General features: G+C 59.4%; 23 protein-coding genes. 21 read left to right on the forward strand and 2 right to left on the reverse strand.

What is annotated here, in order from left to right; all coding sequences use genetic code 11:
• Window positions 1–191: 191 nt before the first annotated feature.
• On the reverse strand, window positions 192–1,253 hold the full coding sequence (locus SR894_RS16805; RefSeq protein ID WP_223288965.1) for a phage portal protein: 1,062 nt from the start codon (window positions 1,251–1,253) through the stop codon (window positions 192–194).
• On the reverse strand, window positions 1,250–3,073 hold the full coding sequence (locus tag SR894_RS16810; protein ID WP_479694300.1) for a terminase large subunit domain-containing protein: 1,824 nt from the start codon (window positions 3,071–3,073) through the stop codon (window positions 1,250–1,252). Before SR894_RS16810 ends, SR894_RS16805 begins: the two co-directional genes overlap by 4 nt.
• A 112-nt stretch (window positions 3,074–3,185) precedes the next feature.
• Here SR894_RS16810 and SR894_RS16815 point away from each other — a divergent pair, with 112 nt between their 5' ends.
• The 21 genes from SR894_RS16815 to SR894_RS16915 all read left to right on the forward strand — a co-directional run bounded on the left by SR894_RS16815 (window position 3,186) and on the right by SR894_RS16915 (window position 16,166).
• Window positions 3,186–3,995, forward strand: coding sequence for a GPO family capsid scaffolding protein (locus SR894_RS16815; protein WP_223288964.1), 810 nt, complete (start codon window positions 3,186–3,188; stop codon window positions 3,993–3,995).
• Between the two features lie 56 nt (window positions 3,996–4,051).
• The gene (locus SR894_RS16820; protein ID WP_223288963.1) at window positions 4,052–5,062 is read left to right on the forward strand and encodes a phage major capsid protein, P2 family; all 1,011 of its coding nucleotides are present in this window, start codon (window positions 4,052–4,054) and stop codon (window positions 5,060–5,062) included.
• 35 nt (window positions 5,063–5,097) lie between these two features.
• The gene (gene gpM, locus SR894_RS16825) at window positions 5,098–5,778 is read left to right on the forward strand and encodes a phage terminase small subunit (protein WP_223288962.1); all 681 of its coding nucleotides are present in this window, start codon (window positions 5,098–5,100) and stop codon (window positions 5,776–5,778) included.
• Between the two features lie 105 nt (window positions 5,779–5,883).
• Window positions 5,884–6,345: a head completion/stabilization protein gene (locus tag SR894_RS16830; RefSeq protein ID WP_223288961.1), complete on the forward strand. Its 462-nt coding sequence runs from the start codon at window positions 5,884–5,886 to the stop codon at window positions 6,343–6,345.
• Entirely contained in the window at window positions 6,342–6,557 is a 216-nt protein-coding gene (locus SR894_RS16835) for a tail protein X (RefSeq protein WP_179917193.1), read from the forward strand. The genes SR894_RS16830 and SR894_RS16835 overlap by 4 nt, the downstream gene beginning before the upstream one ends.
• Window positions 6,558–6,579: 22 nt before the next feature.
• Window positions 6,580–6,924 carry a putative holin gene (locus SR894_RS16840; RefSeq protein ID WP_159341527.1) on the forward strand — a complete coding sequence of 115 codons (345 nt, stop codon included), beginning with the start codon at window positions 6,580–6,582 and terminating at the stop codon, window positions 6,922–6,924.
• A complete protein-coding gene (locus SR894_RS16845; RefSeq protein WP_223288960.1) occupies window positions 6,921–7,190 on the forward strand; it encodes a phage holin family protein in 270 nt (89 codons plus the stop codon). The genes SR894_RS16840 and SR894_RS16845 overlap by 4 nt, the downstream gene beginning before the upstream one ends.
• Window position 7,191: 1 nt before the next feature.
• Window positions 7,192–8,004 (forward strand): N-acetylmuramidase domain-containing protein, encoded by an 813-nt coding sequence (locus SR894_RS16850; RefSeq protein ID WP_223288959.1) that lies wholly within the window; start codon window positions 7,192–7,194, stop codon window positions 8,002–8,004.
• Window positions 8,001–8,351, forward strand: coding sequence for a hypothetical protein (locus SR894_RS16855; protein WP_223288958.1), 351 nt, complete (start codon window positions 8,001–8,003; stop codon window positions 8,349–8,351). Before SR894_RS16850 ends, SR894_RS16855 begins: the two co-directional genes overlap by 4 nt.
• On the forward strand, window positions 8,335–8,472 hold the full coding sequence (locus SR894_RS16860) for a hypothetical protein (protein ID WP_223288957.1): 138 nt from the start codon (window positions 8,335–8,337) through the stop codon (window positions 8,470–8,472). Before SR894_RS16855 ends, SR894_RS16860 begins: the two co-directional genes overlap by 17 nt.
• Window positions 8,469–8,954, forward strand: a complete 486-nt coding sequence (locus SR894_RS16865; RefSeq protein ID WP_223288956.1) for a phage tail protein — start codon at window positions 8,469–8,471, stop codon at window positions 8,952–8,954. The genes SR894_RS16860 and SR894_RS16865 overlap by 4 nt, the downstream gene beginning before the upstream one ends.
• Entirely contained in the window at window positions 8,951–9,406 is a 456-nt protein-coding gene (locus SR894_RS16870) for a phage virion morphogenesis protein (RefSeq protein ID WP_223288955.1), read from the forward strand. Before SR894_RS16865 ends, SR894_RS16870 begins: the two co-directional genes overlap by 4 nt.
• 77 nt (window positions 9,407–9,483) lie before the next feature.
• Window positions 9,484–10,053 carry a phage baseplate assembly protein V gene (locus SR894_RS16875; protein ID WP_223288954.1) on the forward strand — a complete coding sequence of 190 codons (570 nt, stop codon included), beginning with the start codon at window positions 9,484–9,486 and terminating at the stop codon, window positions 10,051–10,053.
• A complete protein-coding gene (locus tag SR894_RS16880) occupies window positions 10,053–10,391 on the forward strand; it encodes a GPW/gp25 family protein (protein WP_223288953.1) in 339 nt (112 codons plus the stop codon). The genes SR894_RS16875 and SR894_RS16880 overlap by 1 nt, the downstream gene beginning before the upstream one ends.
• Window positions 10,388–11,284: a baseplate assembly protein gene (locus SR894_RS16885; protein WP_223288952.1), complete on the forward strand. Its 897-nt coding sequence runs from the start codon at window positions 10,388–10,390 to the stop codon at window positions 11,282–11,284. The genes SR894_RS16880 and SR894_RS16885 overlap by 4 nt, the downstream gene beginning before the upstream one ends.
• On the forward strand, window positions 11,277–11,900 hold the full coding sequence (locus SR894_RS16890) for a phage tail protein I (RefSeq protein WP_223288951.1): 624 nt from the start codon (window positions 11,277–11,279) through the stop codon (window positions 11,898–11,900). Before SR894_RS16885 ends, SR894_RS16890 begins: the two co-directional genes overlap by 8 nt.
• Complete coding sequence (locus SR894_RS16895) at window positions 11,897–12,742, forward strand: phage tail protein (RefSeq protein WP_223288950.1); 846 nt, start codon at window positions 11,897–11,899, stop codon at window positions 12,740–12,742. Before SR894_RS16890 ends, SR894_RS16895 begins: the two co-directional genes overlap by 4 nt.
• Window positions 12,742–13,059: a hypothetical protein gene (locus SR894_RS16900; RefSeq protein WP_223288949.1), complete on the forward strand. Its 318-nt coding sequence runs from the start codon at window positions 12,742–12,744 to the stop codon at window positions 13,057–13,059. The genes SR894_RS16895 and SR894_RS16900 overlap by 1 nt, the downstream gene beginning before the upstream one ends.
• Window positions 13,059–14,024: a hypothetical protein gene (locus tag SR894_RS16905; RefSeq protein ID WP_223288948.1), complete on the forward strand. Its 966-nt coding sequence runs from the start codon at window positions 13,059–13,061 to the stop codon at window positions 14,022–14,024. Before SR894_RS16900 ends, SR894_RS16905 begins: the two co-directional genes overlap by 1 nt.
• A 4-nt stretch (window positions 14,025–14,028) precedes the next feature.
• Entirely contained in the window at window positions 14,029–14,487 is a 459-nt protein-coding gene (locus SR894_RS16910) for a hypothetical protein (protein WP_223288947.1), read from the forward strand.
• Window positions 14,488–14,657: 170 nt separating this feature from the next.
• Complete coding sequence (locus SR894_RS16915) at window positions 14,658–16,166, forward strand: phage tail sheath protein (RefSeq protein WP_223288946.1); 1,509 nt, start codon at window positions 14,658–14,660, stop codon at window positions 16,164–16,166.
• The last annotated feature ends 40 nt before the right edge of the window (window positions 16,167–16,206 follow it).

Consider the following 16,206-nt stretch of genomic DNA (forward strand, 5'->3'; position numbering starts at 1 on the left):
GGTAGGCAGGCCGTACAGCGCGCACAAGGCGCGTTCTAATCTTGCGAGTGGTCGGGATAGGGGCAGAATAAGAGCGCTTAAAACGAATAGTAGAGCTAATAAAAAGGCTAATGCGTCTCATTTTAAAATTGCTTCGTGTGTGCGCGCACAAAAAAGCCGCCCAGGTGGGCGGCGTCGATTAGCGGGTCGGTTTACTCGGCGTTGGGATCGTCAAGTGTGTAAGGGTCGAAGCGAACCACCTCTTCACCAACATGCTCGTTTATCTCACGCATTGTTGCTTGAAGCGGCTCTAATTCGTTGGCCACGAATACCCGCGCGGCCTTCTCGATGTCACCAAAGCCGCCGGTATTCTGGGGGATGATCCCCATCAACTGGGGTGGGATGCGATGACCGGCGAGCTGATCGTCCCGGGTGATGTTCTTGATGTTGTAGAACTCATCTTTAGCCGCTACCTCTGAAACCGGGATAATTTGAACGCCGTCCTTCTTACCCCTGGGGGAGTAGAGGAACAGGTTCCGGAAGTTGCCCGGCCCCTTGCTGTCTTTAAGCGCTTTGCGCATATCGTCGATGTCTTTCTGATCATGCGCGGCATCGTTCACGTACATGATAAAACCAGCGTGCGAGCCGTTCAGGTAGTACCGGCGGCGGAACAAAGTCGCGCTCTCGTTTAACCAGGCGCTTTGCAGTGAGCCGATATAATCCGGCACCCCGTATATACTTTGATCGATGTCAGGCTCCAATAGGTGGATGGTTCGGCCCTCGGGCATTTCTACCCGCTCCATATAGTTGGGTATCCACCAATACCGGTCGTCATCGCCCCGGCGCATATACTTAGCCGCGCGGTGCTTCAATGCCAACCGACGCCCTAGCCGCCCTTTCACTTCCTCAAGGTACCCATTGCCAAACACCAGATAATCAAGAGCCAGCGCGCTGAAATCGCGGCGGCTGAGTAGCTGGTTAGGCACAAAGGTTTTCAGCAAAATATTACGCTTAACCTGCATTGCACTACCATGGTGCGGCGTTGCTCGATAACTCTTAGCCAGAACGCTTAACGGGATCGGCGGCTCATACCACTCATCAGGCGTAAGCCAAACGCCCTCATACCAAACATCACGCATTGAAGTAACCGGCTCGGGGTCGCCAAACGTAAACGCCTCCATTCTCCCGCTGTCGGTGGCCACCGCTGGGGCGGCCTTGTCAGTCTCATAGGCATACACGCGGTGGCGCGGCTTAGCCGCAGCGGTAGTGGTCATTCGTACATCTCCATTAGTGATTTACCGGTGCCCTCTTCGACGGGGCCGTCGACAGGTTCAAATTTGAGTGCGTGCATCGTCGCCCAAGCCAGATCGGCGTGGCCGGTGGCCTTATTACGCCCGCTCGTATAAGTGAATTGCGTGCCGCTCTTGGTAAGCTCTTTTTTGATCGACATAAACGCGGCGGCGAGATCCGACCAACCCGCATCAAACTCAAGCCGACCTTTGCTGACGATCTGCTGAGCCTGCAGCACCATTTGAGTTTTCAGCTCTACGCTGTAGCTATATCGGGTAACCGTGGGGAACCACTTCTCAACATATTCAGCAACCGCCCCGCCAATGCTGGTGGTATCGATGCCGATATGCCCAATGTTGTATTTGTCGCGGAACGATTCGATAAACGCGGCTTGGTCTTCGTAGTCTTGTCCCTTGAGCCGGTGCCGCTCCAATACTCGGTGCTTTTCCTCGCGGGTGCGCGCTGGCAGAACCACCACCAGCCCGGCGCCGTCGCCATCTTCACCGCGGCCGGTCGGGTCGTAACCGATCCAAACCTCCCGGTCACCAACGGGGCGCGGGGCAAACGGTCGGTAGTCGTCCCAAACCTCCCAGCTATCGACCATGCAGCCCTTGATCACCGTCAGCGGGAACGCGCTTTGTGAATCATCAACAAACCCACACATAAGCAGGTTTTCGAACTCATCCGGCGAGTACTCCATGCGCAGTTGATCGAGGTCGAACAGGTCACAGCCCCCCGCGATAGCATCCATCACCGTCACGATCTGACGCCAATGGCCATCAGGGCAGAGCTTGCCGTTTTTCAGCGCATCGTGAGAAACATCAAACTCGACCCGCTCCGACTTCTTACGCCGTTTATTGAACAGATCCCCGTTCCAGAATGGATAGCCCTCGTGGCCAACACTCGACGGCGTCGAAAAATACGTCTGCCGCCATTTCTTATGCATGGCCATGCCGCTGGTGACCTTCCGGAACTCAGCAAAGCGATGAATCCAGAAGTATTCATCAAGATAAACGTCACCGTGGTAGCCCTGGGCGGTTTTGGAGTTGGTGCCCAGAAAATGCAGCTCAGCGCCGTTATCCAAAACAATCGGGTCGCCTTTCAGTTCGACATCACACACCTCTTTGACGAACTGAATAATGTAATTGCGGAAGATATGCGCCTGGGCGCGTGATGCAGAAAGGAAAATCTTATTCCGCCCATGCTTGAACGCATCGACGATAGCCTCGCGGGCAAAGTACCAAGTGGCGCCGATCTGCCGAGACTTGAGAATGTTACGAATCCGGTGCTTCTGCCCCGCCTCATTCCAAACCGCTTGGTACTCAAACAACGAATCGAGGAAAGCCGCTTCAAGCGCCTCGACCTGTTCCTCATCCAGCGCGTTACGCTTCGGCTTCTTCTTCGGCCCAGCGTTGCGCGCCTCGATATTCGGGTTTAGATCCGCCTCATTGCCGGTTTCGTCATACTTCCGAACCCTGGCTAACCGTTCTAATTGCCGCCCGAGCAGGTCAATCTCTTTAAAGTCGACCGGCTCTTTTTTCGGCTTAGCCACCAGCTGAACCATCCGCGCTTCAAGCGTGTACTCAACGCGCTCGGTCGGCGTCTTATCCTCCCACCGGTCGCGTGCCTTCCAGCTATGCACCGTCGCCGGTTTTTCTCCAATTTCCTCGGCAATACGCGCAACCCGCCACCCCTGCCAGTAAAGGTGGCGGGCAGTCATGCGCGGGGAATCAGTAGCGCTAGGGATCGGGTCGGGAGCTGTCGTCGTCATGCCGCCAGCGTACCCGCCGCGCGCGATGCCCACGCCTGCCCTGCTTTGTCATGCCAACCCCGCACAACGCGCAACCGTTGAGCCCAAACGCTTACGCGCGGAACCTGAGCGCTAACCGAACAGCCACCCGCTCAGGAAGCCCAACATGCCCAAGTCATTCCGCGTCGCCACCGAAGGCGCAACCACCGACGGCCGCGAGATCCAACGTGAATGGATCGAGCAAATGGCCGCCAATTACGACCCCAAAACCTACGGCGCCCGCGTATGGGTTGAGCACATTCGAGGCATCGGCCCGGATAGCGCCTTTGGCGCAATGGGCGACGTACTGTCACTTGAAGCAAAAGAAGTAGACGGCGGCAAGTTGGCCCTGTTCGCAGAAATCGACCCCACCGAAGAACTCAAAGCGCTGAACAAAAAGCGCCAAAAGGTCTACAGCTCGATTGAAGTCAATCCCAAGTTTGGCGACACCGGCGAAGCCTACTTGGAAGGCCTGGCGGTCACCGACTCCCCCGCCTCGCTCGGCACTGAAATGATCAAGTTCAGCCGTGAGGCAGGCGACAAGTCACCGCTAGCCAGCCGCAAGCAACACGCTGACAACCTATTCACGGCCGCCGAAGAAGTAGCCTTCGACTTCGAAGAGGAAGAAACGCCCAAGCCCAGCATCGGCGAATTTGTGAAAAGCCTATTTAGCCGTCAAGACGCCAAAACCAACAAAGGCTTTGAAGCCTTCGGCGCCGACATCAAAGGCGCGTTCGAAGAGTTCGCCAAGCGTCACGATGAGCTGAATGCCGAGCTGGAAAAACGCCCCACCGCCGACCAGTTCACCAAGCTGCAGGCCGATCATGACGCCCTGCAGAAAAGCTTCGATGAGTTGTACACCAAAATCGACTACACCCCAGACACCACGCGCCGCGCCCCCGCCACCGGCGGCGGTGAACAGCTAACCGACTGCTAAGCCCTGGCCAGCAAAAAGCCAGCCGCCAGAGCCACTAAATTCAAGGGATAACACCAATGCGCAACGACACACGTATCAAGTTCAACCAGTACCGGGATCGGTTAGCACAGCTAAGCGGCGTGAACAGCGCGAGCGAGCAATTCAACGTCGAGCCCAGCGTTCAACAAACGCTTGAATCGACAATGCAGGAATCCAGCGAATTCCTAGGCCGCATCAACATGATCGGTGTCGATGAGATCAAAGGGCAGAAGGTAGGCGTCGGCGTATCCGGCCCCATCGCCGGTCGCACCAATGTAGATGCCAACGAACGCGAAACCCGCAACCTAGCGGCGCTGACAGATAACAGCTACGAATGTTTTAGCACTGAATTCGACACCCATATTCCATGGGCATCGCTAGACGCCTGGGCACGCTTCCCAGACTTCCAAGCCCGCGTGCGTAACGCCATCCTCCGCCGACAAGCGCTCGACCGGATTATGGTGGGCTTTAACGGTGTCAGCGTTGCCGCCGAAACCGACCGTACCGCCAACCCGATGCTGGAAGACGTCAACAAAGGTTGGCTGCAAAAGTACCGTGAAGACGCAGCAGCCCGCGTACTCACTGGCGGCGCGGTAGCCGGAACCATCACCGTCGGCCCCGCGAGCGACTACGCCAACCTTGACGCCCTGGTATTCGACGCCGTTAACGAAATGATCGACCCCTGGTACCGCGAAGACACCGACCTCGTCGCCATCATGGGCCGCAAGATGCTGGCAGATAAATATTTCCCGCTGATCCAGCAAAACGCCGAAACGCCCACCGAAGCGCGCGCCCTCGACCTGATCATCAGCCAAAAGCGTGTAGGTGGCCTGCAAGCAGTGCGCGCCCCATTCGTACCGGACGGCTCCATTCTGATCACCTCGCTATCTAACCTTTCACTGTATTGGCAGCTAGGCAGTCGCCGCCGCTACGTGCTGGACAACCCCAAGCGTAAGCGCATCGAAAACTACGAAAGCTCCAACGACGCCTATGTCGTTGAAGACTACGGCTTCGGCTGTCTCGTAGAAAACATCGAATTCGCTGAATAAGCGGCAAAGTCACCAGCTAGCGAAAAGGGAATTAGATGAAAAGCCCAGCCCGTAAACACTTCGAACAGGTATCTGCCGCGAAAGCGGCGGGCACCGCCACCCCAGGCGAGCAGCAACAAGGCGAGCAATACGAACTTCACGCCCGCGCGCTTTACGAAGCCCGCCGCACGCTAAAAGCAATCCGGTCGATTGAAGCCAAAATCGAGAAAAAGCGCCAATTGCTGCCCGACTTCATTCCCTACATCAACGGCGTGTTAGCCGAAGGCAAAGGCGCAAAAGACGACGTACTCATGACCCTAATGGTCTGGTGTATCGACGTGGGAGATTACGAAAAAGCCATGGAAATTGGAGCCTACGCCGTGAAGCACAAGCTTGATACGCCCGATCAATACGACCGCGATACCGTCAGCATCCTGGCCGAAGAGATCGCCGAAGGCGTCAAGGCATCGCTTGAAAAAGAAGGTGCTGATTACGACGCCCTAGCAAACGTAATGGCCCGCTGCATCGCCATCGTCGGTGATGCCGACATGCATGACCAAATCAAGGCCAAGGTGCACAAGTCATACGGCTACGCGCTACGCGCCGCCGAGGACGTCGAAAGCGCCCTCGAACAGCTCAAACGCGCATTAGAGCTGAACGACAAAATCGGCGTCAAGCAAGACATCAAGCAGCTGGAAAGCCTCATCAAAAAACAGGGCGAACAGGCCAACGCCTGACCGCCAACCGAGTCGCACCCCGACGGCAAGGGGGCATCGCTAAGCAAGGGCTTTCAGCCTCGCGCGAAGTGATCCACCCCCTTCTTTTATTTACAGGTGGCTAGCATGATCGCCCACGGCACCAACCCGCCAAGCCCCACGCTAGAACCTATAGCCAACAACGGCTTTTGGCCCGAGATCGACCCAAACGAATTCCGCGAAGAAGAGCGCGTGCACAACGTCACCCCGCCGCGCCTCAAGCAATCACTGCGCGCCGCAATAGCAGACGTAAACCGGCAGCTAGCCGCCTACCAAGCCGACCAGCAAGAAAACGGCCGGCCAAGTATCGGCGAAGTACCGGTCGAGCCCTGGCAAACTCCCGGCGACCTCCACTTGCTCTATCGCCGCGCCGTCTACGCCCAGGCCCAAGCCGACCTACTCGAACGCTACCGCGACGCATCCGCCACCGGCGAAGGCGACGAACGCGGCGAAGCCAAAGACCTAGCCGCCGACGACTACCGCGCGGACGCCCGCTGGGCAATCGCAGAACTCACCGGCCGCAACCACACCACGGTCGAGCTGATATGAAGCGAGTAGTACGCGCCCACCAGGGCGAAACACTCGACGCCCTGCTCTACCGCGTCTACGGCAAAACCGCAGCGATTACCGAGCAAACGCTGCAGCTAAACCCGCACCTAGCCGACCAAGGCCCGGTGCTCAAAGAGGGAACCCCGGTCACGCTACCGCCGCCGCCGGAAACCCGCGAAACAAAGAAACCAAAAATTCAGCTATGGAGCTGAACGAAGCATAAAAGGGGAACACATGGCCGAACCATCAACCGCCGCTGCCGCCGGTACCGCATCGCTCGCCGCGTTGGTGATCGGCATGCTGCCCGGCATAGACGCAAACGCCGTCGTCGGTGCATTTTGCGGCGCCACGCTATTTGTCATCAGCGCCAAAGAGCTAGGCATCCTGGAACGCCTGGCGTACCTATTCATTAGCTTTTGGGTGGGGTACCTCGGCGGCCCTGCCACGCTGGGCAGCATGCTCGAGCACTCTGCCGTCGCCGCATTCATTGCATCCGCCGTATCCGTAACCGCCGGGCTAAGAGCGATTGAGGGAGTAAAAACGCTCGACCTCAAAGCCTGGCTAGGGGGCAGAAAGTGAACCTCGCATACGCAATAACCATCGCCGCCGCGTTGGTGGTCGTCGCGCGGCTGCTCACGTTTCGCCGCCGTGGGCGCTACCGCCCAGGGGTGGCCATCACGGCGTGGCTAATCATCGTCGCCATGCCCGTCGCCGCAGTGTACGGCCCGCCAGTGCCAGAGCTGGCCCGCTGGCTAATCGCCGCCGCCATGGTCGCCCTGGCCATCGCCCTAATCCGCACCGGCGGCAACGTCGCCCACCTAATCCGCCCACTCCGGAGGCAATAGCATGCTGTTACGTCAAGGCTCCATCGGCCCAAGTGTCACCGCCCTGCAGCGCGAACTTAACGCCGTCGGTTATGACATAAGCGTCGACGGTGACTTCGGTAATGAAACCATGCGCGCCGTGCGCAGCTACCAACGCAAACAAGGCTTGGTCACCGACGGCATCGCAGGCCCAAAAACCCGCGCCCTACTCCATGGCCAGCAAGACGCCCGCTTACTAAGCCAGATAGACCTCGTCGACGCAGCCGACCGCTTGGGCGTAGAGCTAGCCGCCGTTATGGCCGTCAACGAAGTCGAAAGCCGTGGCAATGGATTCCACTTTGGCGGCCCGCGTAACGGCATGCCGATCATCCTATTTGAACGCCATATCATGCGCCGCCAGCTGCAGCATCACGGCATCAACCCGTTACCGTACCAACGCGCCAAACCCGATATCGTCAACGGAAGTCCGGGCGGTTATATCGGTGGCCACCGTGAACACAACCGCCGCGAACGCGCGGGCGAGATCCACACCGCCGCCTCGATTGAGTCCTCAAGCTGGGGGCTATTTCAAATCATGGGATTCCACTGGAAGCGCCTGGGCTACGAATCCGCCGAAAATTACGCCGCCGACATGGCCATCAACGAAGCCAACCAGCTCGACGCCTTCGTCAGATTCGTTGAAAAAGACCGGGGCATACACGCCGCATTACGGCGCCACGATTGGGCAGGGTTCGCCAGCCGCTACAACGGCCCCAACTACGCCGCCAACGACTACGACACCAAGCTAGCCGCCGCCTACCGCCGCCACTCGCAAGGCATGAGGTTAGCCGCATGAACAAAATCATTCTTACAGCAGCCGCGGCGGGAGTGGCTGTAGCCTTCGCCGCAGGCTACCAAGTCGCCAACTGGCAAAACGACAGTCACGCACTCACAGCAGAGCGCGCCGCCCAACAAGCCATCGACGCCGCCATGCAGCGCGAATCAGAGATCGCCGCCCACGTTGAACAGCGCCTGGGCGAACTCCAAGCCAACGAACGGGTAATCGATAGGGGAATCATCCGTGAAATTCAAAAGCCGATTTACCAGCGCGTTTGCCTTGAGCCTAGCGTTATCAGCCTGCTCAACCACGCCGCCGCCGGAACCGACCCCAGCGCAACAGAACCTAATGAAGCGCTGCCCTGAAACACTGCCCTACCTCACCGACGGCACCGGCGGCGATGTCACCCTAACGATGAGCACCTGGGCCAGCCAGTACCACGACTGCGCAACCAGGCATAACGGACTAGTGGAAACCCTGCAATGATCAAACTCCAATCCCTACGCCAACACCTGCTAGCCTCGGTCGAAGAGTTGCGCCGCAACCCCGAACAGCTCCACACCTTCGTCAACGACGGAAAGGTCATGTTTTCGCGCGGTACCAACCTCAGCCACCAATACACCGTCGACGCCCAAATCATCATCACCGACTACAGCGGATCGCTAGACACCGTCATGATCCCACTGCTCCAATGGCTCAACACCTACCAGCCCGACCTAGTCGAAGACGAAGCCGTACAAATAGAGGCAGAAATCCTCAGCAACACCCATTGGGATCTAGCCCTCACCGTGCGCCTAACCGAGCGCGTCGTCGCCAAGGTCAACTGCGAAACAAGCGACATCGACGCCCACCACCGCATGCCCGAATACCCCGCCGACGCCTGCCCCGCCACAAGCTGGCAACTCAACATCAAACACCCGGGTAGCGAAGAATTCACCCAAGAAGCGGCATGGGATAGCCCCGCATGAGCGACGAACTCCAACAGCTAGAAGAGTGGCTAACCCCGCTCATCAACAAGCTGGGAACAAAAGAGCGCCGCGTCCTAGCCCGCGAAGTCGCCCGCGACCTACGCATCGCCAACCGCGACCGCATCAAAGCCCAAACCAACCCCGACGGCACGCCCTATGAGCCCCGCACCGAACTACGCGGGCGAAGCGGCCGCATCCGCCGCAAAGCCATGTTTACCAAGCTGCGCACCGCCAAATACCTACGTATCAAAACTACCGCCGACACCGCCGAAATGGGTTTCCTCGGTCGCGTCGCCCGTATCGCCCGCGTTCACCACTACGGGCTAAGGGATCGCGTAGAGCGCGGCGGCCCGCAACACCAGTACGCACGCCGCGAACTCATCGGAATAACCGCCAAAGACGCCGACCGCATCGCCGACAGCGTCCTAAACCACCTCACACCGCCGAACTAAACACCGTCATTTGTCCTAACCGGCTGGCACAACGCCCGCCGCTACCCTCTCGCGCGTAAGCCGCGCAGCATTGCCGCATGAACAACGTCGCCGAACTACTCCGCCTAATTGAAAACCTACTCCGCTTTGGCGCAATCGCCGAAGTGGATCACGGCGCGCCCGGCGAGCGCCTCCCCGCCGTGCGCGTGCGCTCCGGTGCACTGCTCACCGGCTGGCTACCCTGGGCCGGTGGTCGCGCGGGAACAACCCGCGATTGGAACCCGCCCACCGTCGGCGAACAGGTAATGATCCTCTCCCCCGGCGGCGACCTCGCCAACGGCGTCGCCATGCCCAGCCTGTTCCAGCTCAGCGCCCAGCCGCCCAGCAACGACCCCGGCAAAATCGCCCGCCAATATCCAGACGGCGGCCTAATCGAATACGACCACGCCGCCCAGGTAGTGCGAATCAACCTACCCGGCCGCATCGAAATAACCGCCCCCGGCGGCACCCAATGGATCGGCAACATCAACCACCAAGGTGACATGCACCGCCAAGGCAGCGACACCCAAACCGGTGGCAGCAAAACCCACAACGGCAAAAACGTCGGCAGCGACCATCAGCACAGTGGCGTTCAGGGTGGGGCGTCAAATACAGGGGAGCCCGTCTAATGCCAGGCATGAACGCAAACACAGGAAAACAGCTCGACGGCATCGACCACATCCGTCAATCCATCGCGGACATCATCACCACGCCTATCGGCTCCCGCGTTATGCGCCGCGACTACGGCAGCCTAGTGCCCGAGCTAATCGACCGCCCCATGAATGACGCCCTACTAATGCAGGTCTACGCCGCCACCATCATCGCCGTCACCCAATGGGAGCCCCGCGTGCGCATAACCGGCACCCGCCGCATCGTCAGCACCGAAAACCCAGGCGCCGCCACCATGGAGCTAATCGGCGAAACCGCCGACGGCCAACCTCTCACCGCCGGAGTGCCGTTAGTATGAGCAGCCCCATAGACCTCTCAAGACTGCCAGCGCCCTCGGTAATCGAGCCGCTCGACTATGAAACCATCCTCGCCGAGCTAACCGCCGACCTCACCGACCGCGACCCCGAGCTAGCCGAAACCCTAAGCCTCGAAAGCGAACCGTTGACCAAATTGCTGGAAGTGGCGGCTTACCGTGAGTTATTACTCCGCCAACGCATCAACGAAGCCGCCAAAGCCGTCATGCTCGCCTATGCCGGAGGAAGCGACTTAGAGCACTTAGGCGCGCTGCTGGAAGTAGAACGGCTAACCATCGACACAGGCGACCCCAGCGCGATACCACCGGTACCCTCAACACTTGAAAAAGACGAAGAGCTACGCCGCCGGATACAGCTTTCCCTAGATGGCCTTTCCACAGCGGGGCCAGCGCAAGCCTACGTATTCCATGCACTAAGTGCCGACGGCAATATCAAAGACGCCAGCGTAACAAGCCCCAGCCCTGGGGAAGTCGTGGTCACCGTGCTATCCCGCGCATCCGACGGCAGCGCAATGCCGGAACTCATACAAGCCGTAGAAACGGCAATATCCGCCGACGATGTCCGACCGCTAACAGATCAAGTCAGCGTTCAGGCGGCAGAAATAGTGACCTACACCATTCAAGCCACGCTATACACCTACCCCGGCCCCGATGCCACGGTGGTGCGTGAAGACGCCTTGGCCAACGCCCAAACCTACGCCGATGATCAGCACCGGCTAGGGCGTGACATAACCCTATCCGGCGTATATGCCGCCTTGCATCGTCCCGGCATTCAGCGAGTCGAGTTAGAAAGCCCAGCGGCCACGATCACCGTCACATCACAGCAAGCAGCGTACTGCACCGCCATTACCCTGGCGGAAGGGGGCACCGATGTCTGATAAGACCTTGTTGCCACCGAATGCCACCCGGCAAGAGCGGGCAATCGACCAAACCACGGCACGGATAGGAAGTCTCAGCGTACCCATTAAAGACCTCTGGAACCCCGCCACCTGCCCAACGGCGTTACTCCCATGGCTAGCATGGGCGCTATCGGTCGATGCCTGGGACGCCAATTGGAGCGAAGCCCGCCAGCGCCGAGCGATTGCCGCCTCCGTACCCGTGCACAAGCGAAAAGGTACCGTAGGTGCCGTCAAACGAGCACTAGCCGCAATCGACTACAACATCCAACTGGTCGAATGGCACCAAGAAAGCGAACCCGGCACGCCGTACACATTCCGCGCCGATGTAGTGCTAGAGGATCGCGGCCTCAGCGATACAACTCAGCAAGAAATACTTCGGCTGATCGAAAGCACAAAAAATGCCCGAAGCCATCTAAGCGCACTGCGCATGATCGGGAGTAGCCAAGGGCATGCCTATGTCGCTGGCTGGGAACAGTCATTCGACAGCGTTTCAGTTCAGCCACTATTAATCACCCAGGCCGAAGTGCCCCCCTCACCGTATTACCTGGGGGCCACCGTCTCAGCCTATGACACCACGACCTTGGAGCCGCTATGAGCCAATTTTTCACGCTTCTCACCGCCACTGGCCAAGATCTGCTCACTCAGGCGATGGGCTTCGGCCAACAGATTGAACTGACCCACATGGCCGTGGGCGACGGTGGCGGCAATGACGCCCCGCCGACCGAATCGAAAACCGCCCTTGTCAACGAAGTCTACCGGTCGGGCGTCTCCAGTTTGGTAGTCGATCCTCAAAACCCCAACTGGCTGGTCGCCGAACTGGTGATTCCCACCAACGTAGGCGGCTGGACAATCCGCGAGATCGGCCTGTTCGACATCAACGGCAATTTATTTGCGGTGGCCAATTTCCCCGAAACATACAAGCCCACGCTGGATGCAGGCAGCGGGCGAGAAATCACCGTCCGCATGACCATACAAGTCAGCGACACCGCCTCGGTAACGCTCACCATCGACCAATCGGTGGTATTTGCTACCCGCACATACGTTGACAGTAAGCTTCAAGCACACGAACAGAGCCGCAACCATCCCGATGCCACCACCACGGCCAAGGGTTTCGTCGAGATGGCGACCAGCGCAGAAGCGGTGGCCGGAACCAGCACTACCCATGCGGTCACACCTGCTGGTGCAAAAGCCGCTATCGACCAACACGCGCAAAGCCGCAATCACCCCGACGCCACGACCACCGCGAAGGGTTTTGTTGAGATGGCCACAAGCGCTGAAGCCATAACCGGCGAGAGCACCGCGCATGCGGTGACCCCGGCCGGGGTAAAAGCCCACGTTGCTAATCAGCTCGACAGTTACGGCAACACCGTTGATGGGCGGCTCGCCGCGCTGGCCAGCCGCCTCCGTCTTAAAACCTACTTTATGGGGCAGAACTAATGTCAGGAAAACTAGGCTCGGCGGCATTGGTCGCCGACACACTCACCACGGTGTACACCGTGCCAGACAGTAACGTGGCCACGCTCAATATCGCCTTGGTTAATCGAGGCGCAGATCCCGCCAAGGTGCGTGTGGCCATCACCGATTCAGTGAACCCAGGCGATGCCGATTGGATCGAGTACGACGCCACGATCCCAGCGTTGGGTGGCGTCATGGAGCGCACCGCGCTGGTAGCAGGCGCGGGCGAGAACATCATCATTCACAGCGACGTGGGCAGTGTGAGCGCCCGCGTGCATGGGTTCGAGGAGGCTGAATAATGGGACGTTTTGTTGACGAAAGCACATCTGAAACCGCCACTAGTTCAAACAGCTTGATTAGTGCGACGAAGTTCGCCCCAGCTGGGTATATGGGCGAATTTGGCAATGGATTTTGGCGGACGTTTTCTAATAATGAAAACTTCACTGTCCCGCCTGGGGTTTACGAAGTACGTGCAAGAGTCCTTGCTGCTGGTGGCACAGGTGCGATTGGTGTTGATGGTGCCGATGGTGGGTCTTCCAGTTTCGGTTCGTTTATTTCAGCGACCGGCGGTGCCGGTGGTTCCAAGGATTACGTTGGCGGCGCTGGTGGCGTCGGCGCGGGAGGTGATTTCACGGCCCAAGGTGGCAATGGTGGTGGATCCAGTTCTGGCTCCTACGGAGGTGGCGGTGGTGCAGCGGGTTCTCAGCTAGGCGACGGTGGGGATGGGGGTACGCAGACCATCGACGGCGTTGGTGGTGGTGGCGTCGGCGGAAACATAGGCAATCGAGCAGGAGGTGGCTCAGCATTTTCTCCAGCATCGGAAACTCAGCCGGGGGCAGATCTGGCGGGCGGCACTGCAGCTGTGGGGGCTGCCGGTGGCATCAATCCAATTGGGGCGTCGATTCGCTTCCCATTTGACGGGTTCACCGGAGGCGGCGGCTCTACTCCTGCGTCATCCCAGGCAAAAGCAGGTCAGGGCGGTTCAGGTGCCGGAGGCGGAGGTGGGCGGAGCGGGAGTGGAGGTGACGGCGGAGCTGGTGGTGGAGGTGGTGCAGGTGCTAACAATGGCAGCGCTGGAAACGGTGGTTTCGGCGCTGGAGGTGGTGGAGCAAGTGGCGGTGGCGGTGGCGGTGGCGGTGGCTATTCTCATGGCGTCGTTGCAGTGACCCCCGGTCAAATCATCCCTGTTACCGTCGGTAAAGGCGCGTTCGGTAACGGCAATACGGGTCGCGGCGGCGACGGCTTGGTAATCGTGGAGTTTTAAAGCAATGAGCAACTATGCACGTATCAAAAACAACGTGGCTGTGGACGTCAGTGCCGCCCCGGCTAGCCAGTTTCACCCCACCATCGCTGCTGAGTTCGAAGCGGTACCGGACGAAGTCCAGCGCGGCTGGCAGCGAGCCGAAGATGGTATATGGTCAGCACCTCCCGAGGTGGTGCCGGAAGCACCAGAGCCCGAGCGCCCGCGGGTTGGCCCGGTCGAGTTCAAGCTGCTGTTCACCAGCCCCGAACGCTTGAAGCTCAAAGAGCTACGCAGTACTGACCCAGCCATTAACGACTTCTTTGAGATCATAGAAGATCCACGGCTGCAGTATGTCGACCTAGCGTTAGCCTCAACGCAACAAGGGGTTGAACACAGCCTAAACCTGCTGGTCGAGGCGGGCATCGTCGACGAAGGCAACGTGGCCACGCGCCGCGAGCAGATCCTGTCAGGAAACCTGCTGTAACGTTAACCACCTCCAAGCCCGCTACCCAGCGGGCTTTTTACTGACATCTTGTCCAGCCCCCACGGCACAACGCCCGCCGCTACCCTCCCGCGCGTAAGCCCCACACCATGGGCATCACTTAGCAAGCCCTAACCGAACCCCGCTTGAACCTGCGCAGGAGACAAGCACCCATGATCGAATACCACCACGGCGCCCGTGTCACAGAGATCAACGAAGGCACGCGCCCCATCCGCATTATTAACACCGCCGTCGTCGGCCTCATCGGCACCGCCCCAAATGCCAGCCACGGCGTGGCCGCCAGTGCCATCATTAACGGCCTCGCCGCCAACGGCGAACTCACCTACACCGCTGCTGAGATCGGCACCACCGGCAACAACATCCGCATTACCCACGTAAACCCCGGCACGCCGTCCGCCGCTATCGACGTCAGCGTCGAGCAAAAGAAAATCACGGTATCACTGGCCACCGACGCCGCAGGCGAACTACTCAGCACCGCCGACGAAGTCGCCACCGCCATCAATGCAGATTCCGCCGCCTCTGCCCTGGTAGGTGCTGCTGCGTCCGGCGACGGTCAAGGCATCGCCGCCACCGCCCAAGCAGTCGCGTTAACAGGCGGCGTCAACGAACCGTTCCCGCTCAATGAGCCTGTATTGATCACCAACATCTACACCGCCATTGGCCAAGCCGGGGCCGGGGGCACCCTGCGCCGGTCGCTGCAAGCCATCGTCGACGAAGGCAAAACGGTCGTAGTCATGGTGCGTGTCGAAGAGGGCCAGGACGAACAGGAAACCAGTGCAAACGTTATCGGCACCGTCGACCAGCTCACTGGCAAGAAAACCGGCATCCAAGCCTTTACAGCCGCGGAAACCAAGTTCGGCGTAAAACCCCGCATCTTCGGCGCCCCGGATCTCGACACCCAGGCCGTCACCGCCGCGCTGGCAGGTATCGCCCAGCAACTGCGCGGCTTCGTCTACGCCCACGCCCACGGCTGCGCAACAAAAGAAGAAGCCCGCATGTACCGCGAAAACTTCGGGCAGCGCGAGGTCATGATTATCTGGCCGAACTGGCAAGCCTTCGACGTCGACGCCGAAGAAACCCTCCCCCTACCCGCCGTCGCAAAAGCGCTTGGCCACCGCGCGCGGCTCGATCAGGAAATCGGCTGGCATAAAACCCTATCCAATATGCCGGTAAACGGCGTCACCGGCATCACCCAGGATCTCTCCTGGGATCTGCAAGATCCCAACACCGACGCCGGTTACCTCAACGAAGCCGATGTAACGACGTTGATCAGAAAAGAAGGCTTCCGCTTCTGGGGCTCCCGCACCTGCAGCGCCGACCCGCTCTTCGCGTTCGAGTCCTACACCCGCACCGCCCAGGTACTCGCCGACACAATCGCCGAAGCGCATTTCTGGGCAATCGATAAGCCCATGCACCCATCGCTAGTGCGCGACATCATCGAAGGCGTCAACGCCAAATTCCGCGAGCTCATCCGCCGCGGCTACATCCTCGGCGGTTCCGCATGGTTCGACGCAGAGATCAACACGCCCGAAGTCCTCAAGAGCGGCAAGCTCTACATCGACTACGACTACACCCCGGTACCGCCGCTAGAAAACCTCATGTTCCAGCAGCGCATCACCGACCGTTACCTCGTCGACTTCGCCGAACGCGTCGCCGCCTAACCGCCGCCGCTAGCACGCGCACTAACAGGAGCAAGCCAAC

Origin of the sequence: Vreelandella neptunia (genome assembly GCF_034479615.1) — a bacterium.
Classification (GTDB): domain Bacteria; phylum Pseudomonadota; class Gammaproteobacteria; order Pseudomonadales; family Halomonadaceae; genus Vreelandella; species Vreelandella neptunia.

Coding starts and splice junctions, on each gene's coding strand:
- SR894_RS16805 (WP_223288965.1), bottom strand. CDS start 1,253: ATGACCACTACCGCTGCGGCTAAGCCGCGCCACCGCGTGTATGCCTAT.
- SR894_RS16815 (WP_223288964.1), top strand. CDS start 3,186: ATGCCCAAGTCATTCCGCGTCGCCACCGAAGGCGCAACCACCGACGGC.
- SR894_RS16820 (WP_223288963.1), top strand. CDS start 4,052: ATGCGCAACGACACACGTATCAAGTTCAACCAGTACCGGGATCGGTTA.
- gpM (WP_223288962.1), top strand. CDS start 5,098: ATGAAAAGCCCAGCCCGTAAACACTTCGAACAGGTATCTGCCGCGAAA.
- SR894_RS16830 (WP_223288961.1), top strand. CDS start 5,884: ATGATCGCCCACGGCACCAACCCGCCAAGCCCCACGCTAGAACCTATA.
- SR894_RS16835 (WP_179917193.1), top strand. CDS start 6,342: ATGAAGCGAGTAGTACGCGCCCACCAGGGCGAAACACTCGACGCCCTG.
- SR894_RS16840 (WP_159341527.1), top strand. CDS start 6,580: ATGGCCGAACCATCAACCGCCGCTGCCGCCGGTACCGCATCGCTCGCC.
- SR894_RS16850 (WP_223288959.1), top strand. CDS start 7,192: ATGCTGTTACGTCAAGGCTCCATCGGCCCAAGTGTCACCGCCCTGCAG.
- SR894_RS16855 (WP_223288958.1), top strand. CDS start 8,001: ATGAACAAAATCATTCTTACAGCAGCCGCGGCGGGAGTGGCTGTAGCC.
- SR894_RS16860 (WP_223288957.1), top strand. CDS start 8,335: ATGAAGCGCTGCCCTGAAACACTGCCCTACCTCACCGACGGCACCGGC.
- SR894_RS16865 (WP_223288956.1), top strand. CDS start 8,469: ATGATCAAACTCCAATCCCTACGCCAACACCTGCTAGCCTCGGTCGAA.
- SR894_RS16870 (WP_223288955.1), top strand. CDS start 8,951: ATGAGCGACGAACTCCAACAGCTAGAAGAGTGGCTAACCCCGCTCATC.
- SR894_RS16875 (WP_223288954.1), top strand. CDS start 9,484: ATGAACAACGTCGCCGAACTACTCCGCCTAATTGAAAACCTACTCCGC.
- SR894_RS16880 (WP_223288953.1), top strand. CDS start 10,053: ATGCCAGGCATGAACGCAAACACAGGAAAACAGCTCGACGGCATCGAC.
- SR894_RS16885 (WP_223288952.1), top strand. CDS start 10,388: ATGAGCAGCCCCATAGACCTCTCAAGACTGCCAGCGCCCTCGGTAATC.
- SR894_RS16890 (WP_223288951.1), top strand. CDS start 11,277: ATGTCTGATAAGACCTTGTTGCCACCGAATGCCACCCGGCAAGAGCGG.
- SR894_RS16895 (WP_223288950.1), top strand. CDS start 11,897: ATGAGCCAATTTTTCACGCTTCTCACCGCCACTGGCCAAGATCTGCTC.
- SR894_RS16900 (WP_223288949.1), top strand. CDS start 12,742: ATGTCAGGAAAACTAGGCTCGGCGGCATTGGTCGCCGACACACTCACC.
- SR894_RS16905 (WP_223288948.1), top strand. CDS start 13,059: ATGGGACGTTTTGTTGACGAAAGCACATCTGAAACCGCCACTAGTTCA.
- SR894_RS16910 (WP_223288947.1), top strand. CDS start 14,029: ATGAGCAACTATGCACGTATCAAAAACAACGTGGCTGTGGACGTCAGT.
- SR894_RS16915 (WP_223288946.1), top strand. CDS start 14,658: ATGATCGAATACCACCACGGCGCCCGTGTCACAGAGATCAACGAAGGC.